This window comes from Dendronalium sp. ChiSLP03b, assembly GCF_034531165.2.
Taxonomy (GTDB): domain Bacteria; phylum Cyanobacteriota; class Cyanobacteriia; order Cyanobacteriales; family Nostocaceae; genus Dendronalium; species Dendronalium minutum.
This window is the reverse complement of record NZ_JAVRBR020000003.1, coordinates 22,750-47,203: the sequence shown is the minus strand read 5'-3', so window position 1 is coordinate 47,203 and position 24,454 is coordinate 22,750. Positions and strand designations below refer to the sequence as shown.

General features: G+C 40.9%; 14 protein-coding genes. 4 read left to right on the top strand and 10 right to left on the bottom strand.

From position 1 onward, the window contains the following. The 7 genes from RMY31_RS00515 to RMY31_RS00485 all read right to left on the bottom strand — a co-directional run bounded on the left by RMY31_RS00515 (position 1) and on the right by RMY31_RS00485 (position 12,982). The gene (locus tag RMY31_RS00515) at positions 1-1,776 is read right to left on the bottom strand and encodes an NAD(P)/FAD-dependent oxidoreductase (protein ID WP_322663117.1); all 1,776 of its coding nucleotides are present in this window, start codon (positions 1,774-1,776) and stop codon (positions 1-3) included. Positions 1,777-1,927: 151 nt separating this feature from the next. After that, complete coding sequence (locus RMY31_RS00510; protein ID WP_322663115.1) at positions 1,928-2,899, bottom strand: DUF1702 family protein; 972 nt, start codon at positions 2,897-2,899, stop codon at positions 1,928-1,930. 70 nt (positions 2,900-2,969) lie between these two features. Continuing rightward, positions 2,970-3,941, bottom strand: coding sequence for a DUF1702 family protein (locus tag RMY31_RS00505; protein WP_322663113.1), 972 nt, complete (start codon positions 3,939-3,941; stop codon positions 2,970-2,972). A gap of 177 nt (positions 3,942-4,118) precedes the next feature. Continuing rightward, complete coding sequence (locus RMY31_RS00500) at positions 4,119-4,673, bottom strand: hypothetical protein (RefSeq protein ID WP_322663111.1); 555 nt, start codon at positions 4,671-4,673, stop codon at positions 4,119-4,121. A 37-nt stretch (positions 4,674-4,710) separates the two neighbouring features. Continuing rightward, positions 4,711-7,935 carry an SDR family NAD(P)-dependent oxidoreductase gene (locus tag RMY31_RS00495; RefSeq protein ID WP_322663109.1) on the bottom strand — a complete coding sequence of 1,075 codons (3,225 nt, stop codon included), beginning with the start codon at positions 7,933-7,935 and terminating at the stop codon, positions 4,711-4,713. Between the two features lie 8 nt (positions 7,936-7,943). After that, positions 7,944-11,018, bottom strand: a complete 3,075-nt coding sequence (locus RMY31_RS00490) for a type I polyketide synthase (protein WP_322663107.1) — start codon at positions 11,016-11,018, stop codon at positions 7,944-7,946. A 113-nt stretch (positions 11,019-11,131) separates the two neighbouring features. Further along, positions 11,132-12,982 (bottom strand): tryptophan 7-halogenase, encoded by a 1,851-nt coding sequence (locus RMY31_RS00485; protein WP_322663103.1) that lies wholly within the window; start codon positions 12,980-12,982, stop codon positions 11,132-11,134. 2,186 nt (positions 12,983-15,168) lie between these two features. Here RMY31_RS00485 and RMY31_RS00480 point away from each other — a divergent pair. The 4 genes from RMY31_RS00480 (at position 15,169) to RMY31_RS00465 (ending at position 20,150) form a co-directional block, all read left to right on the top strand. Then, positions 15,169-16,545, top strand: coding sequence for a DUF2252 domain-containing protein (locus tag RMY31_RS00480; protein ID WP_409877029.1), 1,377 nt, complete (start codon positions 15,169-15,171; stop codon positions 16,543-16,545). 441 nt (positions 16,546-16,986) lie between these two features. Beyond that, positions 16,987-18,729 carry a Mu transposase C-terminal domain-containing protein gene (locus RMY31_RS00475; protein WP_322663099.1) on the top strand — a complete coding sequence of 581 codons (1,743 nt, stop codon included), beginning with the start codon at positions 16,987-16,989 and terminating at the stop codon, positions 18,727-18,729. Positions 18,730-18,810: 81 nt separating this feature from the next. Next, complete coding sequence (locus RMY31_RS00470) at positions 18,811-19,647, top strand: TniB family NTP-binding protein (protein WP_322663097.1); 837 nt, start codon at positions 18,811-18,813, stop codon at positions 19,645-19,647. After that, a complete protein-coding gene (locus RMY31_RS00465) occupies positions 19,647-20,150 on the top strand; it encodes a TniQ family protein (RefSeq protein ID WP_409877028.1) in 504 nt (167 codons plus the stop codon). The genes RMY31_RS00470 and RMY31_RS00465 overlap by 1 nt, the downstream gene beginning before the upstream one ends. A 468-nt stretch (positions 20,151-20,618) precedes the next feature. On the opposite strand, the gene RMY31_RS00460 is transcribed toward RMY31_RS00465, so the two are convergent. From RMY31_RS00460 to RMY31_RS00450, 3 genes are read right to left on the bottom strand one after another with little or no spacing between them, the layout of a single operon-like run. Beyond that, positions 20,619-22,487 (bottom strand): hypothetical protein, encoded by a 1,869-nt coding sequence (locus tag RMY31_RS00460; protein ID WP_322663091.1) that lies wholly within the window; start codon positions 22,485-22,487, stop codon positions 20,619-20,621. Then, the gene (locus tag RMY31_RS00455) at positions 22,484-22,963 is read right to left on the bottom strand and encodes an ABC-three component system middle component 2 (protein WP_322663089.1); all 480 of its coding nucleotides are present in this window, start codon (positions 22,961-22,963) and stop codon (positions 22,484-22,486) included. Before RMY31_RS00455 ends, RMY31_RS00460 begins: the two co-directional genes overlap by 4 nt. Further along, complete coding sequence (locus RMY31_RS00450) at positions 22,944-24,068, bottom strand: ABC-three component system protein (RefSeq protein WP_322663087.1); 1,125 nt, start codon at positions 24,066-24,068, stop codon at positions 22,944-22,946. Before RMY31_RS00450 ends, RMY31_RS00455 begins: the two co-directional genes overlap by 20 nt. Positions 24,069-24,454: the final 386 nt, after the last annotated feature.

Below are 24,454 nucleotides of genomic sequence, written 5' to 3'. Positions count from 1 at the left end.
TTAAGCTTTGATCGCTTCCTTCCAAGAACGTAGCTGAGGTTGATGTTGGTAGGTTTTAAACTCTTTCCTTAGATTGTCAACAGCAGTGTTAGCTGGCACGTTACGCATCTTGAACAGGTAAATTCGTTCGCCAATAGATACGTAGAGATATAAAGCTAATAATTGAATTGTCAAGAAAATGTTACGTGGAGATAACACTCCTAAAATGCCAAAGGCAGCGAAGCGTAATTTCGCAGAGGCAAGGATAAAGAACAGGAAAGTTCCCTTAATTCCAGCAAAAACATTACAACGCAAAGGCTCAAATTTAGTCTTTTTCAAGTAATCATCAAAAAATTGCAGAGGCCCGTACTTGAAGAATAATTGGTCGTTGCGAGTAAAGTCCATTAGACCAATATTGAGTTGGCGATCGACTACTTGGTCTAAAATCTTATAAATACCAGCAAACAGACTATTCTTTCTGAAGAAAAGAAAATCAGCTATGCTCTCATATTGAGAAATAAATTCAAAATCAAGAAACCACTTACCAATATACATTGGCAGCAAGACACCAAACCATAGCATATCTTCTAGGTAAGTACGCCAACTCATTGCACAAGCATTACCCAAATGCTTTTCATGTCTTTGATAAATGTAGTTATATGAATGAGAGTTGGTGACTAAAAATTGATTGTAGAAAGCTTGCTTTTTCTCGGCATCAGCTTCTTGAGCAAGTTTAGCACGAATGCACTCAGTCACGCTTTCAATATCAAGAGCTGTGAGGCTTAACCCAGGAGAATAAAAAGGATCGAACATGTGAGCTGCATCACCTAGCACATACCAGTTATCTTCTGAAATCATTTTGCGACTTTTATGTGCTAGTCTCGGTAGGTTATTAAAGTCAATACATTCACCACTTTCAATGAGATGATAAAGAAGAGTATGATTCTCTTTTAAGAAAGCTTTGAATTTCTCGTCAGTGTTGATGTTCTGAGTAGGAATCACATTTTTATGATAGACAACCCCAATTGATAACTCTTTGCCAGACTTACCAAGAGGAATCATCCAAATCCAATGACCGTGACCAAACCAGTGATTTGTGGTGTAATAATGGCTGGCGATTGAGGTATCGGGATGATAGCCATTATCAATTATGCTTCGGTCTATTCCTTTGACATGGAGCCATGATGAACCGGTATTAATTCCATATAATTCCTCAGGGTCTAAAATTACATTATCTGTCTTTTGACCAATTAGAAAACGGCGACCAGCAGCATCAACTACATGCTTGGCTTTGAGGTTAATTTTACCATCTTTAAGTTTTACCTCAACAGTATGAAGTTCGTCCTTAGGAGTTAAGTCTAAATCTACAACTCTACCGTTGTAGAAAGTTACTCCCATATTGCGATTCATTTGGAGTAAATCTTGCTCGAATTTTGCCCGATTCAGTTGAAAGCTTTCGGTGGGAGGAAGACCATTTGTCCAAATATTATAGTAATCATCTGTGCTATTTGTTTGATTGGGATCTTTCGGCCAGTGGAAACTAAGTCCATGTTTAGGTGCTTGGTTTTCAATCAGATATTCATAAAGACCCAATTCTTTACTTAAGAAAGTTGCAGCAATTTCTACCGTGGATTCGCCCACTTTTAAATCTTTTGTAGTCCTTTCTGGAGAACGAGGATCGATAATCGCTATCTTGATATTGGGAATCTTTAATAACAGGTGTCTAGCTTGGCAGTTACCTGCAAAACCTGCTCCCATAATCACGACATCATAAACTAGTTCTTGAGTAGAATTCATTTACTTAGCATCCTTTTTCTGTTGAATGAATTGAGTGAATGCTGTCTGATGGCAGTAAAATATAAGAAATTTTTACTTATACATGAGACAGCACATCGTTATTACTTTTACCCTTTACTGCCAATGAAAACTTGAGGTAGGTATTAATAAGCTAGGCTGCAACTGGCACTTCTATGAATTGACGGCGAATGGTTTCTCGATAGGTTTCGTAGATTGGTTGTTCTACAAACACCTTTTCATTCGCATTAATATTTAGCCCTTCCATCACTCCAATACTGAGTTTGGCAGCACTTTCAGCAGACATACCGCAGTGTATTGAGCAAGCTAAATCGTTGTGTTCAACAATGTTGTTAGCAAAATAACGAGCATTTGCAGCTTGGGTAGAACCTAGAGATACGTAAGATGCATAAGAACCAGCTGCTGCTTTTAAATTTTGTAATGTTTCTTCGCTAACTCCACCAGCGTAAGTACTAGCTACACCAATACCACTCCAAATATCTCTTCTCCGAGATTCTGGAAATTTCTGCAATTCTTTCACAATTGTGTTGATATCGGCACTGAAGAGAAACCAAATACTTCTGCCCAATCCGCGATCGAATGCTCGCTGGGCATAACCATTAACTTTCTTGGGAACAATTTGTTTTTGTACAGATTGTTTCCACTTAAAGATGCCATTATAAAAACCATAGCCATCCATAGCCCACCACCGTTGCATGGGGTTCATAGGTGCTAAAGATTTTTCGATATCTTTATTGAGTACAGAAATAGCAAAACCTGCACCAATGTGAGCCAAACTTGTGTGGTTAGGATTTTCGTCTACAAATTTTTGGAATTTGCTTTCTTTTCCAAAACTGGTGTAATCGATCATAATCAAGCCCATGCCAACTCCCTCATAGGCAAAGCCACGCAGATTAATATCAAAAGCTTGGAGTTCGCTGAGTATGATATGTGATAAACCAACTTCCAAGGCTGTATTATAACCGCTAATGAAAGCGTTACTAGACAATCTCAATAGCTTTCTCGCTTCTGTTTCAGGCCCCGGAAACTCTTTCCAAAATTTATCCATTCCTTCTATAGGAAGACCGAATAAGAATCGGCGCAAAAATCCAATGGTGAAAATCATAATTTACTCCCGTTTTAGTTGGTAAAGTTGGGTGAATTTGTCAAACAAATGCTGGCAATTGAGTTGACAATTAGACAGCAACTGTATTTTTGAGGAATTCTCTACGAACGCCTTCTCGGTAGGTTTCATAGATTGGTTGGTCTACAAAAACTGCTTCTTGTTCATCAATAGTTAGCCCTTGGATAATTCTCAATGTCAGTTGTGCTGCATCTGTTGCTGACATTTCACAAAGAACTGAACAAGCAAGGTTAGTGTGGTCGAAAATGTTGTTAGTCAGATAACAAGGATGTGCTGCTAATGCAGCACCCAAGCCTAAATAAGATGCCTTATCACCTGCTACTATCTTGAGATGTTGCAAAGTCTCTTCATTAACTCCGCAAGTATGGGTGCAAGCTAAGGCGATTCCACTCCAAAGATCCCCATGACGGTTCTCAGGAAAAGATTGTATTTGCTTGACAATTCTGGGGACATCCCCACCGTATACAAACCAAATTCCCCGCCCTAACCCACGATCGAATGCCCGAATGGCATAGCCTACAAGCCTCTGGGGAACAATTTGCTTATGTACAGAATTTTTCCAGTTAAGAATGCCGGCATGGAAACCAAAGCCATCAATTGCCCACCATCTTTGCAAGGGGATCATTTGAGATAAAGACTTTTGTACATCACGCTTTAAAACTGCGATCGCAAAACCTGCACCAATATGAGCCGAACTTGTATACTCAGGATTTTCATGCACAAATTGTTGCACTCTATGCTGGTTTCCGGGAGGAATATAGTCTAGGATCGCCAAGCCCATAGCTGCTCCCGTATAAGCAAACCCAAGCAAATCGCCATCAAAGGCCTTTAATTTGGTACTTAAATTCTCTGACAAACCAGTTTCTAGGGCGATGTTATAGCCATTGATAAAAGCACCACTTGATTTCCTTAATTCCTGACGAGTAGGGCTATCGGGAACGTTCAACTTTTGCCAACAGCTATCCATTACTTCTGTTGAGATCCCAAATATTGAGCGGCGTAAATATCCGAAATTGGGAACCATACTCTGTCTTTATCTCCTTGAAATGGCTTTGTTGTCTTGATAATTGTTAAGTGGGTAATGCCCGCCTAATAACAATTCGTAATTTGTAATTCGTAATTCGTAATTAAGAAAGTTAGATGCAGCAAGACTTTCCTGATTTACATCTGTTACCTCATTTTGGATAATTGGTATAATGCTCTATTTTTTATTCACGATCGCAGCAATCATTCTCTGGGAATCTTTTGTAAAGCTGACTGGAAAAGTCATTACGTATAGCTCTTTACCAGCAGCTTTTCCTTGGAACAAGATTGTATCTTCTTGTTGAGAGTCAATGCTCAGACTAATGTCTTTAGTATCAAAAGCTTTACGCAGAGCTTCTATTGCAGCCCACAAGCGTGTACCTGCAATATCTACAGACTCGTAACTAGTTGCTAGTAATTGATTGAGCAGCAATTGGCGATCGCTACTAAACAGAGACATCCAATCTGCTTGGGAGCGATGATTGACAGGAACAATGTCACAACCTTGGGGGCCGCGACCGACAACGCATAGGCAAAACCTATCATCATGGGAAAGCGATACTTCTACTTGTTGGCTTTCTAATCCTTCAAGTACTGGTTTCCCGGAATCGAGCCATTTGATTTGTACTTTTTGTGGGCTTTCTGAACTAAATAGCGGTATTGAATTGGATTCAGTTTGAGTAGGATGGTTTGCTTCTGTTTGGAGACTGATGGACTGTACAAGAGTTGTCATTGTTTTTGACCGTTTGTTTGTAATTATTCAAAAGCGTTCAGAAATTTAGCGACAGTCTGACAAACAACTCCCTCACTGTCACCGCGAATATCAGCAGTAAAACCAACAAGTTCAGATATTTACCAACAGTCCGAGAAAAAATTGGTATTTGCTGATGGTGACGTTCTTCCGCAGATAGGTTGTGCATACCAGGCATCTCCACTAAGGATATTTGCGGTACGGTGACATCAAAAGCTGCGGCTCGCTCAACCAATTCTTGATGTAAAAGTTGTTCGTGGCGATCGCTGCGTGCCAATTCTTCCGCAGTTGGATGATCGGGACGATGGTCAATTATGCGTAACTGATAACCTTCTAGCTGTTCAATTACCCGTCCGTCTGCATCGACACTGAAAACTGTGGTATCGTACTGCTTGCCTTTTTTGCCTTCTCCTTGAGCCACACCAATACAAGACTCTACACCTTGGCTATAGATTTGATAAATCTGAATGCCTTTGATACCGATGGGTAAACCTAAATCCTGGGGAACCATCGGCTGCACTGACTGTAGTAGTGAATCCCGGTAATAAGGATCTCCTAACAAGAAAGGCCCATCAGCTCGATCCCCAGACCCTTGCACTTCCTCCCCTGCATCCCTTTGAGTGCGGAAGACCATTTTTGTGGAGTTAAGGGTGTAAATCTGTTGCAACCGTTGGAAACGCGGCCCTTGGAATAATAACCAGCTGTAGAGGTCTTCTTTGGGTGCGATCGCCAGAGGTTCGGGAGGCAGTTCCAACTTTTGAATCGGCGCTTCCACTTCTTGACCCAAGATAAAGGTAGCAGCAAAATGAGCTGTAGTAAACCCAGTCTGCTCGGTTCTAATTTCTGCCAAGACTCGCAGTGGAGCATTGCTAGATTCTCGTTCCAATACCTCTGCACGCAGTTCTATTTCTACGCCGTTTTGAGGATCTACTACAATGGGTCGTTCTAGACGAATATTTTCAATACGCAGAGTATAGAAGCGTTCTTGAGCTACAGTATAGGCAACGAGTTGTGCCATTGCTTCTAGACCAAACACTGTGGGAAATAGGTAAGAACCTTTGTATACGTGGTCTTTGACGTAGGAATCTTTTTCTAAACTGAGGTGGGTACGAGCAGTGATTTCAATCGCTGGATCGATAATTTGTAGCTGTTCGATAAATTTAGATGTTTCTGGAGGCGGAACCCGTTTAACTCGCCAAGTATCAAAACCACGTCCTAATGTCTGCACGCCGCCCAGACTGGAAGTAATCACAACTTGAGCGTCACCTGGATCTTTTTGCATCAATTGGACAAAACGATTCACACCCTCATTTTTAGGAATAGCTTTGATCCCCATCCGGCGGAGGTTGTGAACAGTTCCCATGCGCGCTCCCATACCTACTTCAGCCCAAACGCTATAGGCAGTGGAAATAACTGAAGTTTCTGGGTGTTCCTGACCGAAGCGACGCAGAATTAGATCGAGTACTTCATTGGAAAAACTGTACCAAGAATTCCCAGGTAAACCAACCACCGCACCGATGGATGAGATACCTGCAAACATCTTGGGCGGCTTGTCCTGGAGTGCTTGACAGAGGTTGATTGCACCCATTACTTTCGGTGCGATTTCGGCTTCTGCTTCTGCCAAAGAACAATTTTCTACCCGTCGTGCTTTATTAACTGCCGCTCCGTGAATAATCCCTGTAATATTACCTAAATCTTTCTCAACTCGCTCCACTAATTCTACTACAGCTTGAGCATCAGCAACATTACACTGGTAATATTGACAAGTTAACTCTTCATCGCCGAACCTTCTCAAAATCCGAGCAATTTCGGGACTGCTCTTACCCATCGGATTATCCTGGGGATGTGGTGAACTACCCACTAAAGCCATTTTTACACCAGTTACTCTAGCTAAAGCTAAAGCACACTCAGCTGTGATCCCTTTTGCTCCTCCTGTAACTAAAAATACATCATTGGCTGACCAAGTGAGATTACGGTTTTCATATAGCGATCTGTCTTGGATTTTAGGACGAGGAATGCGACGAATCAATTGCGAATCGTAACCGACTGCCAAGAAGGCATCTGGTCTAGCGATCTCTTCAATTACACGTTCTACAACAGCACTCGGTTCTACATCAGCAGGCAAATCGATAATTCTTACTTTCAGGTCTGGACGCTCAAGATGGAGTGTAGATACAAAGCCGATAGTACAACCTTGTTCAATATCGCCGATTTGATGCAGCTTGCCAAAATAACCGCCGCCAAACTGAATATAGCTGACACTGGTATACTCCCGTTGTCCTTGAGATGATGGCGGTGGAGTCGCTACAGCGTGAAGTCTAGCCATAGCTCGTTTCAGTTGTGTTTCTGGGGATGCCTCACCTTTGACATTGTGGGGTAGTACGGCGATGAAGTGAGTAAACTCCACTTTTTGAATTAGGGAGTTTGCCAAGATTTCTTCAAAGTTAGTCACCTCTACTTGAGCGCCTATCAGCTGAAGTTTTTGATGAACTGCTGCGACGAAATCTGCTGCTTCTGATTCTGCAACTATTAAGACTTTGGCAGTTTTCCAGTTATCTACTGCAAACAAGTGAGTATTTTGCCAATTCTCCTCCTGAGGGGATATGGAGGTGGCTGACTCTGCAACGTATTCAACTACAAAGTTACGCGTCCAAGAGTTTAATTCTTCACTTACAGTAGGCACGTTTTCCGTAGAGGTTTGCTGTTGTGACTGTTGGGGTTTAGATAGCTCTTTTAAAGCCTCTATGATTTCCGTGAGGCTAGCATTGGCAAAATGTGATGGATCTACCTGTCCTTGAACTCCTACTTGTTTAGCTGCTTGAGCAACTAATTCTGCGGATTTAATCGAGTCCAGATTTAAATCGTCTAGTAATCTTGCTTGCAGGTTAATACTATGTCGTGGATATCCAGTATGCTCGACAACTAAATTAACGAGAATATCTTGTATGGAAATTGTCTGCTGTTGATTTGCGTTATCAACTGGATGAGTCGGTTGATGTCCGTTATCAACTAGATGAATTGGTTGATGTCCGTTATCAACTGGATGAATCGCCAGAGGTGCGGAAACTTTAACTTCAAGCTTTTGTTTGCCGTTAGATGTACTCTTTTTGTAAATTTTCGGCTTGCTAGTTAAATATGGCGAACTTTGGAGGTCGGCTCGAATGACTTGAGCTAAAAAGTGACCTCTGTGAGAAAAGTAGCTAGACAGTAACTCGATCAGTTCCTCGTTGTTGGATGAATTCATAGAATTATTTAACGCTCTTGAGTGATAGTTGATAGCAAAGGTAAGCTTTCCAAGTCAGCCCGAATTAACTCAGCTAAGAAAAGACCGCGTTCTGAGAAGTACTCGGTTAAAGCTTCTACTAGTTCTTCTGAGTCTATAAATTGATGTAATGAGTCAGTCTGAGTTCCGTTTTCCACCAAGCCATTTTCAACCGGAGCGATCGCAGATATTTCTGCATCGGACACTTGAAAAGGTCGTTCGCACTGGTTCTCTATAAAGATGCGTTGTGATGCTCTGACAAAAGGACGGACTAAGCGATTGCCATAAACAACTTGCCAGTTAATTTCACCGCCACGAACAAAGAAACTACCTAAAACTGTGTTGAGGTCGCGATCGCGTCCTGGTTTTGATTCTAAGGGAAGACATACAAGATTTGGTGAGGCGGTAGTTGCTTCTACTAAACCAGCTAGCACTTTTCCCGGCCCTACTTCTACCATCAGATCGCACTTGCTCTCCATTGTTTTCACTAAGGAGATAAAGTCCACTTGCGAGAGCATCTGATGAGCAAAGTGCTGTCGTAATTCTAATCCTTCTGTTGCCCGTTTTCCATTGCCGCTGAGAAATAAGGGTATGGAAGTTGCGGTGAGTTTTTGTGGTATCTGAGCTTGCTCCTGCAAAAATGCTGCTGCTGAGGACATCATTTGCGAATGGAAAGCGTTAGCAACTGGTAGTTGACGGCTTTGAATATTTTGCGACTGAGCTTTTTGCACTACCTCTGCTACACTTGCACTCTCGCCAGAGATGACAGTCTGTGTGGGACTGTTAATATTGGCAATCACTACATAACCAGATACTCCAGCTATTAATTGCTCGGCAGTTTGGCGATCGCAGCCTAGACTAGCCATTGTACCAATACGATCCCCAGAAGCAGACATGGCTTTTCCCCGCATGGCTGCTAGACAGATGAGGGTTTTCTCATCATAGGCACCGGCGGCACAAAATGCTGTCAGTTCACCCAAGCTGTGACCACCTACAGCCACAGGTTTAATCCCCAGATATTCCAGGTATTTTTGCCACAACAAAGAAACAAAACAGATAGCTGGTGAAGCTATATCTGCTTTGGTTAAATGTTCTGACCATGCTTGTATTTCCTCTGCATCAGCCGCCCGTTCTAGAGGACGATATATGTATTTACTGATGGGTTTGCATCCGATTTCTTCTAACCAACTATCAGCTTGCTCTAGAAATTGCTTTGCCCAGGAATGGCGTTCCACTAAGGTGCGAGCCATGTTTAATTTTTGCGAACCTTGCCCAGGAAATAGAAAAGCCACTCTACAGCCTGGGAGATTGTTGCCAATCCAGATGTCTCTTTCTGGAGACGCGATCGCGTCTCCAACAGCGGGAGGCATATGATTAAGCATTTGCTCTAACGCATATAAACGCTCCATTAAAGCTTTAGGAGTGTCAGCAATCAATGCAGCGCGTATTCTTTGTGATGAGTCTATCTCCTGTGTTAACTGCACCGCCAAGTCAACCATCTCTGCAATACTTACCCCTTGTGCCATTACCCTAACGATTTGGGTGCGTTTTATTAAATCTGTAATGGATTTGGCACTGATAACAAACAACTCTGTATCCTGATTGGAAACTAAGAGTGCTTCTTCTTGAAGAGAAGGTTTTAGTTGGGGTGCAGGTCTATCCCCAGATTCTAGGGTGATGTGGGAATTAATCCCCCCAAATCCCATAGCGGAAACTCCAGCTCGGAGGATATCTGTTGGCTGACGCACCTCTCCAGAAAGTACTGGATAAAGTGATTTAGCGGTAGTTTCAAATATGGGATTAAGTTCTTTGCAACCAGCAGTAGGGGGAATCACCCTTTGGTTAACAGCCATGACAGCTTTAATAAAGCCACCGATTCCGGCTGCTGCTTTTGTATGTCCCACTAGAGATTTAAAAGAAGTCACCCCTACAGAACGAGGATTAATTTCTCCATCCTCAGCGATAGCTAAAGCAATTCCTTCTAATTCCGTGCGATCGCCTACTGGCGTTCCCGTACCATGTCCCTCAATAAAGTCTAGATCGTGACTGCTGTAATATGCCTTATCGTAAGCACGACGCAGGGCTTTTGATTGCCCAATTTTAGATGGAGCTGTAATTCCGCCTTTACCATCGGATGAGATCCCCCAACCTTGAACAACTGCATATACATAGTCTCCAGCCGTTCTCGCATCTTCTAAACGCTTAAGAACGACAAAGCCACATCCTTCTCCAGGAATAAAGCCACTAGCCTGGCGATCGTAGACATTCATATCACCCTCTGTGAGCGCACCTGCCTTAGCAAAGCCAATTAATTCAAAAGTATCTAGACTAATGTCTACCCCTCCAGCTAAAGCAATATCTAGTTCTTGGGTTGCTAGTTGAGTGCAAGCAGTAGCTACAGAAATGAGAGAAGAAGAACAGGCCCCGTCTACTACATAGCCGCCACCGTCAAAATTAAAGTAGTTGCAGATTCTACCAGCAACTGTATTTGCCAGATTTCCCGCTAGGGTATCCTCTGTAATTGGTGCAAACACAGACTTGTAGTACTTTTCCATTGTCTCTACTAGCACTTCTGTGTTCTGTGCGGTCATACCTTTTGCATTCGCAGCAGCCTGGAGAGACTTGCGGACAAAGGGCCAACGCAGCCGCATATATTGAGAACGACTTTGTTCTCCAGTTAAGGTATTTCCTAAAATAACCCCTGTGCGTTCTGTAGGAACATTTCCACGGGTATATCCGGCATTCTCTAGAGCTTGTAAGGCGACTTCTAGAGCTAACCAATGAACAATGTCAGACGATTCAAAAGCTGTTTTTGGAATCCTCTGATTAGCCCAGTCAAACTCAAAGCCATCTATAACAGCAGCACGACTTCCATAAGTCTTATCTGGTGCTTTTCGGTCTGGATCGTAATATTCAGATACTGGCAATCTGATGTCTGGAAATTGTCTAAACTCGCGTCTTCTTGCAAGTATATTTTCCCAAAGTTGTTTTAAGTTATTGGCACCAGGATAGTAGCAACCCATGCCAACAATCGCAACAGCAGGCGTGTTTGCTTTAGCAAACATACTTATGCTTCTCCCGTTTTATTAGACATCTGCGAAAATTTTTCAAGTCCGACTAAACAACACAGTCAGTTCACTGCCAGAATCATCAGTCCTAAAACCTTATGTCCTCAAGCTTAGCTCGATACTGATAGTTCTTGAACTCTTGCTACGTCTTGGTCATTTAACTGTTGGTGAGTGGACTTCTGGTTCTGCACTGGGAAATTAACTACGCCCTCGTCCCAAGGCTGTAGCTCAGACTGGTAGCGGTAACTTGTGAAGTCTTGGCGTATCTTGGCCACTTGGCTATTGGTCGGCACGCCCTTGATCTTGTATTTATAGACCAACTCACTTATAGAAATGTAGCCTGCCAATATCAACAATCGGAAGAAGTGGTAGAGGTGTCGTGGAGCCAGCAAGCCAGGAAGGCCAAAGCCTTTCCACTGCAACTTCATGTACCAGATGGCGAAGTAGAAGTGGGTGTATTTTAAACTAGCAAAGATGTTGCACCGCCAAGGCTCAAACTTGGCGTTCTCCAAGAAATGATCGAAGTGCATCAGCGTGTTGTAATCACCAAGCAACTGATCCGCCCGATAACAGTCCATAAATCCAATGTTGGCTCCCCGATCTACTAATTGGTTGAACTGTTTGTACACATCAACGAATAGTCCGGTTACAGTGTCGCGATAGACCTTCATGAAACTGTTGATGAACGTCAGATTCAAATGCCATTTACCAACATACAAAGGTACAACTATCCCGAACCACAACATGTACTCAAAGTAAATGCGCCAGCTCATAACGCTAGCATTACCTAGCTGCTTGGCATGATTACTCATGAGTTGGTTGATGCCTCCCGTTTGTATGAGATTGAACTCGTTGTAGGCAGACCGCTTCGCCTCTGCATCAGCTTCTCCTGCTAGCTTGGCGCGGATAATCTCCGTCACACTCTCAATGGCAAATGCAGTCATCGACGATCCCATTGAGTAAAAAGCATCGAAGATACAGGCAGCATCGCCAATCACGTACCAGTTGTCTGGAGAGAACATCGTTTTACTGGTGTGTGCCAGCCTCGGCCAATAGTGGAAGTCGATGTTTTCACCACTAGCGATCAGCTGGTAGAGCATATTATGGTTCGCCTTCAGGAAAGCGTAGAACTTTTCTTGGGTGTTGATACTTTCAGCAGGAATCACATCATGATGTTGGACGATCCCAATTGACAACTCCATCGATTGGGTGTCGGTCGGAATCATCCACAGCCAGTGTCCATGACCAAACCAGTGATTCGTAGCATAGTAATGACTGCATGAAGCACCTGCTGGGTCATAACCATTGTGGAAGATGGTGCGGTCTACGTTTTTAACACGCACCCATGCTGAGCCAGTGTTGATCCCGCAGAGATTATCCGGCCCAAACAAGACATTATCTGTCTTGCGACCAATAATAAACTTACGACCGGCAGCATCAACCACGTGTTTAGCCTTGAGTTCCACAGACTCAGTGCCGACTTTGACCTTGACGGTCTTGAGGGCATCACCTAGCGTCAGATCCACGTCAACCACACGACCGTTATAAAAGACCGCACCCATATCTTTATTCATCTTCAGCAAATCCCGCTCGAATTTGGCGCGGTTTAGCTGAGTGGCGGTCATCGGAGGTTGTCGGTTAGTCCAGATGTGATAGTAGTCGTCGATAGTCCCGGTTTTTGCTGGATCTTTAGGCCAATGGAAGTTCAATCCAAATTTGGGTGGGTGGTTCTCGATTATGTATTCATACAGACCCAACTCCTTACATATGAAGAGAGCGGCAACTTCGACTGTTGACTCACCAATTTTCAGGTCTTTTTCTGTGCGTTCTTCTGGGCGTGGGTCGATGAAGGCGATTTTGATATTTGGAATGTTGAGCAGTAGGTGTCGAGCCTGACAGTTGCCAGCAAGACCCGCACCCATGATTACAACATCGTACTCTTGTGTCTGAACGCTGTACATTTGTAACTCCTTACTAACTTGCTTAAATTTTTACTAGAAAATATGGTCTTACTAAATACATGTGAGCCTTGGTTAGTAGTACAAGTCAATGCAACAAAGTCGTCTTGATTGCAGATTTACATAGTGAAAACTCACACTAAATGGACAGGTTAATATGCGGTTATGTGTATGTTTTCAACCCCAAAATGTAGATTCAAACAGGCGAAGTCTACGAATCAAAGTGGCGATTCTAAGAGGTTTATGAGAACTTGAACAGACTAATCACCAAGTCAAGCAATAATCCAAGTTGCACAAGGCAAAGAATAAGGCGGATATTGTGACGTGGGGAGACCGGCACGCAGAAGATTTTAAGTCATCAAAGTTGCTTTAGCAGACTACTATCGCATTCAATTTATCTGAGCGTTGAACTTTCACTACCGCACGACGAACGATTAGTAATGCTTTCATTGCTATTGTGCCTAGTCTATATGTGGGTCTGTGGGATTTCTAATATATGTCTTCCTTGTAGTTGTAAACAGCAGTGGTTTTCTAGGCTTCGGATCAATTCCTTTTTTGACCAGCTGAAATTCTGCCTGACCACAACAATCAGGATTTGTGTAATATTTACACGAATTGTTGATGTATGAGACAGCTAGTATGGATAAAAAGGAAAATTTAACTGTAATGTGAATTGAGTGTTAGAATCCTTGCAATTTCATCGATAGTGCCAAAACCACGATTTTTAACAAGTCTTGAAACGCTTATGGTACAAGAGACATTTTTAATTCACATCAGGCGTAATTAACCAATTAATACGCTAATTGGGAACAGATTAATTAAATGATGCCATTTTTTATTTGGCAAATTTAACGATCTGATTAACTTATCCCGCACTTATCTAGATCGTAGATGATGACCGTAATGGTATATGTTTGTCACCTTACAAGTCAATACATTTACATCCCAAATTTTGAATATGATACAAAACTTTATTTAAAAAATTACACTTTAATTAAGTGTGTAATATTTATTTAATTAATTAACAAGTATGCAAGATTGATTTAAGAAAAAGGTAAATGTCACAGAATTTTAACTAGATAAGAGGAGTTTTAAAAGTGAGGGAGTGTTGTAAAAAAACTTACAATGCTCAAGCTGAAATATTTAAGAAATCAGTGCCTCGTGAGCAAATGACTAAAGCATATCTACACCTATTTGACTTGGAAACAGTGGGAAATTATTACACATCTATTTCCAGAAGCAAAACCAGATGGGCGTACTTGCATTGAGTATTAATTTGTACTAATAAATTAAGTATAAAACGTAAGCTATAAGCATAATCTAAAGCTCAAGTTTTATTATCTACACTTAGTACATCCAGAATATATTGAATTGTTAATGTCTAATTAAATATTCCTTAATCTGAAAGAAATAAAGAATATCTATTGTTTTGATATATTATTTCAACTCTAGTAATACCAATTCTTTATGGAGCTAGCAAAAACAATCACTAATATTCTTGCTCAGTCGGGTAGGGCGGAGGATTTCTACTTCTTTTCCCCTTATAAGCGTCCAAGCGCTTTACATTGCACATCGCTTAAACAAATCATGAAACTACCACTTAGGTAACTCTTAATTTATAAGTAAAAGCACTTTTAAATGGGAGTTTATCTGTTGATGGCAGTCGTAATCTACCAATTGATTAGTGTAACTATTTTTGCCTTGTAGATGTCGAGAGATGATGTGGGGAGAATATAATGTTTCTCCATTAAACAGAGATTTACTATAGATTAGACATTGATATTCTTGCTTAAAAGCTATCTTCTGATAACTGGGAATTAACGCTTTTGATTTTGCCTTTTTCCTGTTCTTCCAATTGCTTGGCAAGAATTCTGATGTAGGTGCGCTCGTCGTTCATCAATCTGATTACTCTGTAACCAATTCTGTAAAGCTATATTTTGAGTGATAATTTTACAGTTAACTTGACACAAAATATCTAAATCTTCTCTCAGAATGCCAGAGGCGATCGCTTATATAAATAATCTCAGTATAAAAGGTAAAGTAACACATAAAAATGTATAAATCAAAACTAATAGTAATAAAAATTACTCGCATTTACGACAATAGGTTAAGGAATGGTTATAGGATAATTGTTTGCCTCTAGGTTAATCTAGCAAATATAAATTGATTTACAGGCTTAGTGTAATTTTGTGTTAAAACAAATACATGTAATTTTTATTTTGACAATTGTAACTTTAGGGTTTGCATCTACGGCTACTGCTGCAACTCCTCGTCAAAGTTGGGTAGAAAATGAAATTTACCAATACAATCATCCGTTTGCCTCTCAATTACCTCAAGAACTAGCAACAAAAATGCAAAAGATGGCGGCTAGTCCTTTCGCGTTTTATCGGGGGACTGCTCATATCTTTTATTGTGATATGCAGACATTACCAAGTTCATCATTTGTCAATTCTTCAACCTCAGCTATTTGGTTAGAAGGTGATATGCATATGCAGAATCTTGGAGGAATGAGGGATAGCAATGGTAACAACGTGTTTGATACCACCGATTTTGATGAAGGCTATCTTGGCTTTTACGTTTGGGACTTGCGACGTATGGCGGTTTCGATTCTTTTAGCAGCTAAAGAAAATGGCCTTAGCTCTAATGATGCTCAGGATGTTGTTCGGAATTTTCTGGATACTTACCTTAACAAGATGAGCGACTTCAAGGGAAATAATGACGAATTATCTTATCGTTTAGAATCCAGTAATACAAACGGTGTCGTTAACGACCTAATTCAACAGGCTGCCAGTAAAAGTCGTTCAGGCTTATTAAGCAAGTATACGCTGCTCAACAGCAGTGGCGATCGCGTTTTCCAGACAACCTCTGAACTCCAAGCTCTATCTAGCAGTACCTATTCAAGTATTAGTACTGCTATGAGTAGTAGCTATATAGCTTCAATTCCTAGCAGTAAGCGCTACAGCAATAGTTATTACAATCTCAAAGATATTCGTCTTAAATTAGGATCGGGAACTGGTAGTCTTGGTAGATATCGATATTACTTGCTAATTGAAGGCCCCAGTTCTGCAACCGACGATGATCGCATTTTAGAAATGAAGCAAGAAACCAGCAGTACTGTGGCGATCGCTGTTCCAGGTTTGTTATCGAGTTCTGTATATGGGAACAATCAAGGCGCAAGAGTGACAATCGCCACGAAGGCAATGCTTGCCAATACCGATCCTTTAGTTGGCTATACTACGGTCAACAATCTCTTCTTCATGCTGCATGAAAAATCGCCTTACCAAGAAGACTTTGATTTTACCTTGCTAACAACCAAAACAAAATTCATGGATGCGATGGGATATGCAGGGAAAGTCGTAGCGAAAAACCATGCTATCTCTGACAAAGATTATAATGATGCGATCGTTCCCTATAGTGTGGATAAAGAAGTAACAGATATTGTCAGCGGTAATAAAGCTGCATTTAAAAACGAGATTGTCAACTTTGCTTTAGACTATGCAACTCAAGTTGAGTATGACTATGCAAGTTTTGTAGATGCTTTAAACCGAGGTGTACCACTCTACTAATAACTTTATTTTAACACAATATCCCTGTGTAGAGCGACTGTCGATTAACTAATTATTTGTCGTCTTAACAAAATAATGTCGTTAAACATAAAATGATTACAAACGCTGCTACATAAGTGTTTACAGCGTTTTTTAGTATGTAAACTGCTAATCATTAATTTAACACTTTAATTGTCGCATTTTAAAATGCTAACAAAATTTATGTCGTTTTTTGAAAGTTGACATTTTCTAAAATTCTAGAGTTTCGTAACAAATTAACTGTCGCTTTTTAGCGTTAATAGTGGTATTATTATTTTACATAGTATACTTGTACTAAATAATATATCCTCATACCGAAAAGTGATTACTTCCATTGAAGTGTCAACCGCTTTAGGAATATTGGATTTTCTCGCACAATAGCGAGACTGATATTAGTGTTTTGAGCATTAATCAAGTTTTCCTATGGATCAAATGCCCATTTTCAATCAAGGTGACGAATCTTTACTTTTTGAAAGCAACGATGATATAGGTGAAATTCAAGATGATGAATCAGAAGAAGCAAACGTAATTTTTACGGAATTATCGGCCGAGGCAAAACTCAAAATGGAAGTGATCCAAGGTTTACTTGAACCATGCGATCGCAAAACTTATGGTCAAAAGTTAAGGGCAGCAGCAGAAAAACTGGGCAAGACAGTACGAACAGTCCAACGTCTGGTCAAAAAGTATCAACAAGACGGTCTATCTGCAATTGTTGACACGCAGAGAAATGACAAAGGTAATTATCGAATAGACCCTGAGTGGCAAAAGTTTATTATTACAACTTTTAAAGAAGGCAATAAGGGTAGCAAAAAAATGACTCCTGCTCAGGTGGCGATGAGAGTCCAAGTCAGAGCAGAACACTTAGGCTTAGAGAAATACCCTAGCCACATGACAGTTTATAGAGTTCTCAATCCTATCATTGAGCGTCAGGAGCAGAAACAAAAACAGAGGAATATTGGATGGCGAGGGTCACGAGTATCTCATAAAACTCGTGATGGGCAAATTTTAGATGTGCGCTATAGCAATCATGTTTGGCAGTGCGACCATACAAAATTAGATGTCATGTTGGTCGATCAGTATGGTGAACCATTGGCTAGACCTTGGTTGACGAAGATTACAGACAGTTATTCTCGCTGCATTATGGGTATTCATGTGGGCTTCGATGCGCCTAGTTCTCAAGTGGTTGCCCTAGCATTACGTCATGCTATTTTGCCAAAGCAATATAGTACAGAATATAAACTTCTTAGCGAATGGGGAACTTATGGCGCACCGGAAAATCTCTTCACTGATGGTGGTAGAGATTTTCGCTCTGAACACTTAAAACAGATTGGTTTTCAATTAGGCTTTGAGTGCCATCTACGCGATCGCCCCAGTGAAGGTGGTATAGAAGAACGTAGTTTTGGCACGATTAATACAGAATTTCTCTCTGGTTTCTATGGCTATTTAGGCTCTAATATTCAGCAACGTTCAAAAACAGCAGAGGAAGAAGCCTGCTTAACTTTACGGGAATTAGACCTATTACTAGTTCGCTACATTGTTAACAACTATAATCAGCGTCTTGATGCACGTACAAAAGACCAAACAAGGTTTCAAAGATGGGAAGCCGGACTACCTGCTCTACCAAAAATGGTTAAGGAGCGGGAATTAGATATCTGTTTGATGAAGAAGACTCGGCGCAGTATTTACAAAGGTGGATATCTCAGTTTTGAAAATATCATGTATCGCGGTGACTATCTAGCGGCTTACGCGGGAGAAAGTATTGTAATCAGATATGACCCTAGAGATATTACAACGGTTTGGGTTTATCGAATAGATAAAGGAAAGGAAGTGCTTCTGTCTGCTGCTCATGCACTGGATTGGGAAACAGAGCAATTATCTCTAGAAGAGGCTAAAGCTGCCAGCCGAAAAGTTCGCTCTGTTGGTAAAACGCTCAGTAATAAATCCATTTTGGCAGAGATACACGACCGTGATACTTTCATCAAGCAAAAGAAAAAGAGCCAAAAAGAACGCAAGAAAGAAGAACAAGCTCAAGCTCATTCTGTTTATCAACACATCAATCTGAGCGAGAGAGAACTGCTAGAAAATTTGCAAGAAACACCAAAATCTGAAACTCGAAAACCCAGAGTTTTTAACTATGAGCAACTTCGTCAAGATTATGACGATTAGTTTTCATTGTATCTACACAAAAATTTTAGTAAACATATTCAGACGCTAAAACATTATTGATTTTTTGCAGCAATCAGAATCATGAAAGACGATTATTGGCAGAAATGGGTACAAAATTTATGGGGAGATGAACCCATTCCAGAGGAATTACAGACAGAAGTCGAACGTCTTCTTACTCCCAGTGTTGTGGAATTAGAGCATATACAAAAAATTCATGATTGGTTAGATGGTTTGCGTCTTTCTAAACAATGTGGTCGAATTGTTGCACCTCCACGAGCAGGTAAATCAGTTACTTGTGATGTCTATAAACTATTGAATAAGCCACAAAAAAGAGGAGGTAAAAGAGATATTGTACCTGTTTTGTATATGCAAGTACCAGGAGATTGCTCATCGGGTGAGTTATTGGTTCTGATCCTGGAAAGTTTGAAATATGATGCAACTTCCGGAAAACTTACTGACCTGAGAAGGCGAGTACAAAGGCTACTCAAAGAATCCAAGGTTGAAATGCTGATTATTGATGAAGCTAATTTTCTTAAATTGAGTACTTTTAGTGAAATTGCACGAATTTATGACTTATTAAGAATTTCAATTGTTCTTGTTGGTACAGACGGTTTAGACAATCTAATAAAAAAAGAACCATACATTCACGATAGATTTATCGAATGTTACAGATTACCTTTGGTATCAGAGAAAAAGTTTCCTGAATTAGTAAAAATTTGGGAAGAAAATGTCTTGTGTTTGCCCCTTCCATCTAATCTCACAAGAAATGAAACTTTATTACCTCTGTATCAAAAAACAGGCGGCAAAATTGGTTTGGTGGATCGGGTATTGAGAAGAGCTTCAATCTTAGCCTTGAGAAAAGGATTGAAGAACGTTGATAAAGACACTTTGACTGAAGTTTTGGATTGGTTTGAATAATGGAAATCGGTGCAGAAGAACCTCACGTTTTTGAAGTAGAGCCCCTGAATGGAGAAAGCTTAAGTCATTTCTTAGGCCGCTTTCGTCGAGAAAATTATTTAACCTCTAGCCAGTTAGGTAAATTGACTGGACTAGGTGCAGTTATTTTACGTTGGGAAAAGTTGTACTTTAATCCGTTTCCTACTCGACAGGAGTTGGAGGCTATGGCATCTGTGGTGAGAGTTGATGCGGATAGATTAACCCAGATGCTATCCTCCAAGGGTGTGACGATGAAGCCTAGACCAATTCGATTATGTGCTGCCTGTTATGCAGAACAGCCTTGTCATCGAATTGAATGGCAGTTTAAGGAGAAAATGAAATGCGATCGCCATCAATTACGCTTACTCACAAAATGCACTAACTGCGAGACACCCTTCTCGATTCCAGCAGATTGGGTACAAGGTGAATGCCCTCACTGTTTTTTGCCTTTTACTACGATGGCGAAGCGTCAAAAATCTCGCTAAGAAATGCCATCGACCCTTTTATACAATATCAACTAAAGAGCGATCGCTCAATGGAAAAGTTTCGCTATAATTTCCCACCGTTTTGCCAGCAGTTAGAGGCGTTGGTGGGGGGTGATCGGCTTAGTGCAGATTTTACCTCCTGCTGGGGTAGTGATGAAAATAGAAGCAATTCCGTTGTTTGGGGGTGTTATGCTAATCCTTGTCTCAAGATTGAGTAGCAGTTTAAGGCAACTCAGAGGTGTCAGTATTAGTTTCAGTTTGCTGTCTGAGGGTACTAAGTGTGGGGCTAGGTTTAAAGTTCTGGTGTTGTAGGTTGATGGTTGGTGACCAAGGTGTTTTACTGGGTTTGAGGAGATCCAGACAAACCAAAAAGAGTTTAAATATCTTAACTTTACTTAATTTTTCTTTTAATATTCCCTTCCACTTTCATGACTCAAGGCTTTTTTCCTGAATTATCGAACAGGACTACTAAACATGAGGGAAGAATCCATAGCGTCCCAAATCAGGATTTTTTGTAAAGTGTGTAAAGGTAATCCTGTTTTTAAGATCATCTGGGGGATGCTCATTCTCAATGATGGTTATTTGACTGTCACTATGGTTATCAGCCAAATAATTATAAAACCGAACCTTGAGATCCGAACCTTGTAGGCTGTCTTCCTTACTTTCTGGTTCGTAGTATGCCAAAAGAGGTGAATCTAACACAACAAAACCTGGATGTGATAGATTCTTTTCCTTACAAAATTCCATAAGACCGATAGTCATTGCCGCGTGAGTAATCGCTCTCAGCCCCTTCCCTCTACTGGTACGGTTTTGTCCACCTATGACAATATCTTTAAGCTCCTTATCAAAATACACTCGATCAGAGCCAGGAAAATCCCACACTTGGAGTAGATGTTGAACTTTTTGGGCGAATAAATCAAGTAATGAGGTTGAAAGGTCAACAGGCGGAGTGATAACATTTACTGGTTTTTGAATCTCCGCAAGAAGTTCGACTTTCTTATCTCGTAGTTGCTCAACCCTATTAAATGTATCAATAGCACTTTGTATATAGCCAAACTGCTTTACAATTTCACTAAAAATATTTTGAGCACCCTTAATAGGAGAGCTAATTTCTTCTATTTCCTGATTGAGTCCCTGGAATTCAGGGTTGAGTAGCTCCCGTTGTGTGGTTAGTTCCTCAACCTCATCTCTGAGATCCGATGCGGTTTGGTCGAGTTCCCTTGAAAGTTTCTCTACTTTGGCAATTTCAGCAGTTGCAGCATGAACTACACTCGCAACGTCACCGTCACAGACTTCACTTTGATGCTGCTCGTTTGGAAGAGAACCACAGAGAGGACATGGTGTTCTCTCTAAGTGGACAAAAAGAGACCCAGACTCTTCAATTGCGGTAAGACGCTCAATGTCTACTAGGTAATGCTCTTTCAGCAGTTCAAAACGTGATAGAAGACTATTGATTTCGTTGATTCTAGTAGACAAACGTTCTAGCTGATCCATGATTGCACGACGGCGATTGATTCGCTCATTCAGTTCGTGTTGCGCTTTATTTAAGATATCTTGTTGTGCCTCGTAACGCGCTTTTAGTTGCGATAACTGAACTTCTGCTTCAGTACGATTAATCCCGAACTGGTTTATCTGAGTTTGTAACTCTTGAATAAGCTCGTCTATGAATTCAACTTTAGCATTATTATTCTGCCGAGTAAATTCTAGTTCTGACTGGATTTCAGCTTGCCCTACAAACGCACTATCATCTACACCAGTCAGCAGTAACTTGAAGACTGATGACTCTAATGTTTTATTAGTGTTCTGTCCCGATAAAAACGGCGAGAATCGTTTTTTTATCTCACTTTCTTGAACTACGATCAATTTAACAAGGTTACGAAAGCTAAGGCTTACTGTCTCTCCCTTTTGGTTTTTTCGTACACGCTGATCCGCGATTCCTATAGCGGATAAAAGATAAGTTGAAACTGTATCTTTCCTCCCCTCTGCATGTTTTTGGCGAAGAATATGTGGTTGTACATTAGGATTATCTAATAACCAATTTCCCTCAAATTGACGGAAATCTCCCCCGTCCGTACTTCTTTCAAGTGTGAAAACTTTGCCATTTGTTGCTTGTAAGACTAGCCTTGCCTGATTGTACTCAATCCGTTCAGGAATATCTCTTAGAGGTGATTTAGCACTAGCGCCGAGAAGAAAATCAATCGCCTCTACAATAAAAGACTTTCCGGTGTCAGATGCACCGCATATAACATTCAAGCCACTTTGAAATTCTAAGGAAGCGGGATCTTTGTACGGGCTGCTGAACGAAATTCCGCGCAATTGAAGAGGATTCCAGGTCATATTCCTTGTCCTCCTGCGCGATCAACTGAATGAAACTGTGTAGACCATTCCCGAAAAAAACTGCGCTCTAACGCTTGAAGTTCTTCGAGATTTGATTCACCGAAAGTTCTAGCTACCCACTCTGCACGGTCTTTAAGCTTCAAGATATATTGAGAACTCATCATCGAAAGAAATGCGTTAGCACTTTCCGATGCAATGTATTGAAAGCCATCTGATGAAACTAAACGCTCTACAAGTTGACGGCTCATCATCAAAAAAATGCCACGCTCTATTAGCCCACGTCGCACAGTTAGTTCACCGGAACGTAGTGGGAGTGGGGTGTGCAGACTGCTTGGGCCTTCAACATCACCCGAATGTAAAACTAGATAGTCAAAATAGACAAGGTGTTGGAGATCAAGTGATCTAGGAAATACTGCCGTCAAAATTGCAAGTGTTCTGATGCCCGTCTCAAGTGGACTATTGAACGGTGATGTCATCTTGCACCTCCCCATCCTTATGCACCCAAACTAGCTTGTATTCATTTGCAAGTTGATGGCAAATACCCTGTTTATCTTGTACCTGAACTACACTTGCCAGGGGGTTTGATGAAATCGGAATATTTGCGGCTTGGGCAATTGTTGCTCGCATACAAGCTAATCCATCTTTATGATGATTATTGCAAATATCGATTACTCCGTGAAAGACCTCCTTCTGTAAATTGTTGAATGTTCCATCGGGAACAGTGTCACGAGCAAAGTTGCGTAAAGATTCCGCGTGATAAAAGCGTTCCCTTTGTAGTAAAAAATCTTGATTCAGAGATGAAGGGATATCTGAAATATCATTTACAGGTATTCCTTTGTAATCACTGTAAGCGTAGAATAATTGCTGAATATAGCCGCTCTCTTCGGCATTATGCTCTTGTGGTGGCGGTGTAACTTCAGGTCTAGGAGGTAAACCACCGCCAAATCTTACGGAATGATAGCGTGTTTTAGCGTGGCTATTTATGAGTTCCAAGACGGATTTTTCTGAAAAGATTGAGAAGTCGAACTTGTTAAACCAATCGAGTAACTCACCCTTTAACGGAAGACTAACAGTTGTCGTTATTTTATCTTGACAATTATCTTTCCACTTAGCCTCAGCCTGCTCTTTCAGCTTTGCTGGATTCCCAAGCAAATTGTGTAAAGCTGTGCCTACTCCTTTAGATGCAACAAAGTAGTATTTGCGTGGTGGTGGATATTCCCCTTTGTAAGAATAATAAATGATCTTTCCAATTTCTACCCAGATGTCACCTGGACATAGAGGATTATTGTACCGCTTACATTGATAATTATCCCAACCCCCATCCCAATTTGCATCAGTTATAAATCCAACTATATCGATCCCTTTGTCACCAGATCCTCCAAACTTTCTGACACGGGCATAAGAGCATGTCAACGAGCTTGCCCACTCCTCTGTAAACGACTCCCATTCTTCAGGGGAGAAGCCAGCAACACGATTTGGTTTGGGGATAGGAATACCATTGAAGACATGATCTGCTGATGGATACACTTTGAGTGTTCCCGGAGATACAGATATTGGTTTCATGTCTTCGTCAGCAATCAAAGATCCATACTCCGGTTACTAAGTTTTACTTTGGTGGATTTAATTTTGATAATTAAATTTAACATACAATATTTTTACCTGTAAGTTATGCCTAAATAAGGTATTTTAACAACCAACAGGTTAATAAATAAGTTTTTTCTTCTGCCCGATTCTCTTGATGGTAGGTTTTTGGGCTATCACGAATAGCCTGTTGATAGTTTTAGCTTGCTTTTGGTTTTGTTGTTGGCTAAGGATAAAGTATCACCTATTGCTTTTCAACTTCATCTCCAAACGTTGATACATTCTGTCCAACCACGCAGAAATCGCAAGGTAAGCTTTCGATCCGCACCTCCCAACCCAAACCCCACAATTTCAAGCGATCGCCTCACAAATGTGGCTTGCTAGTA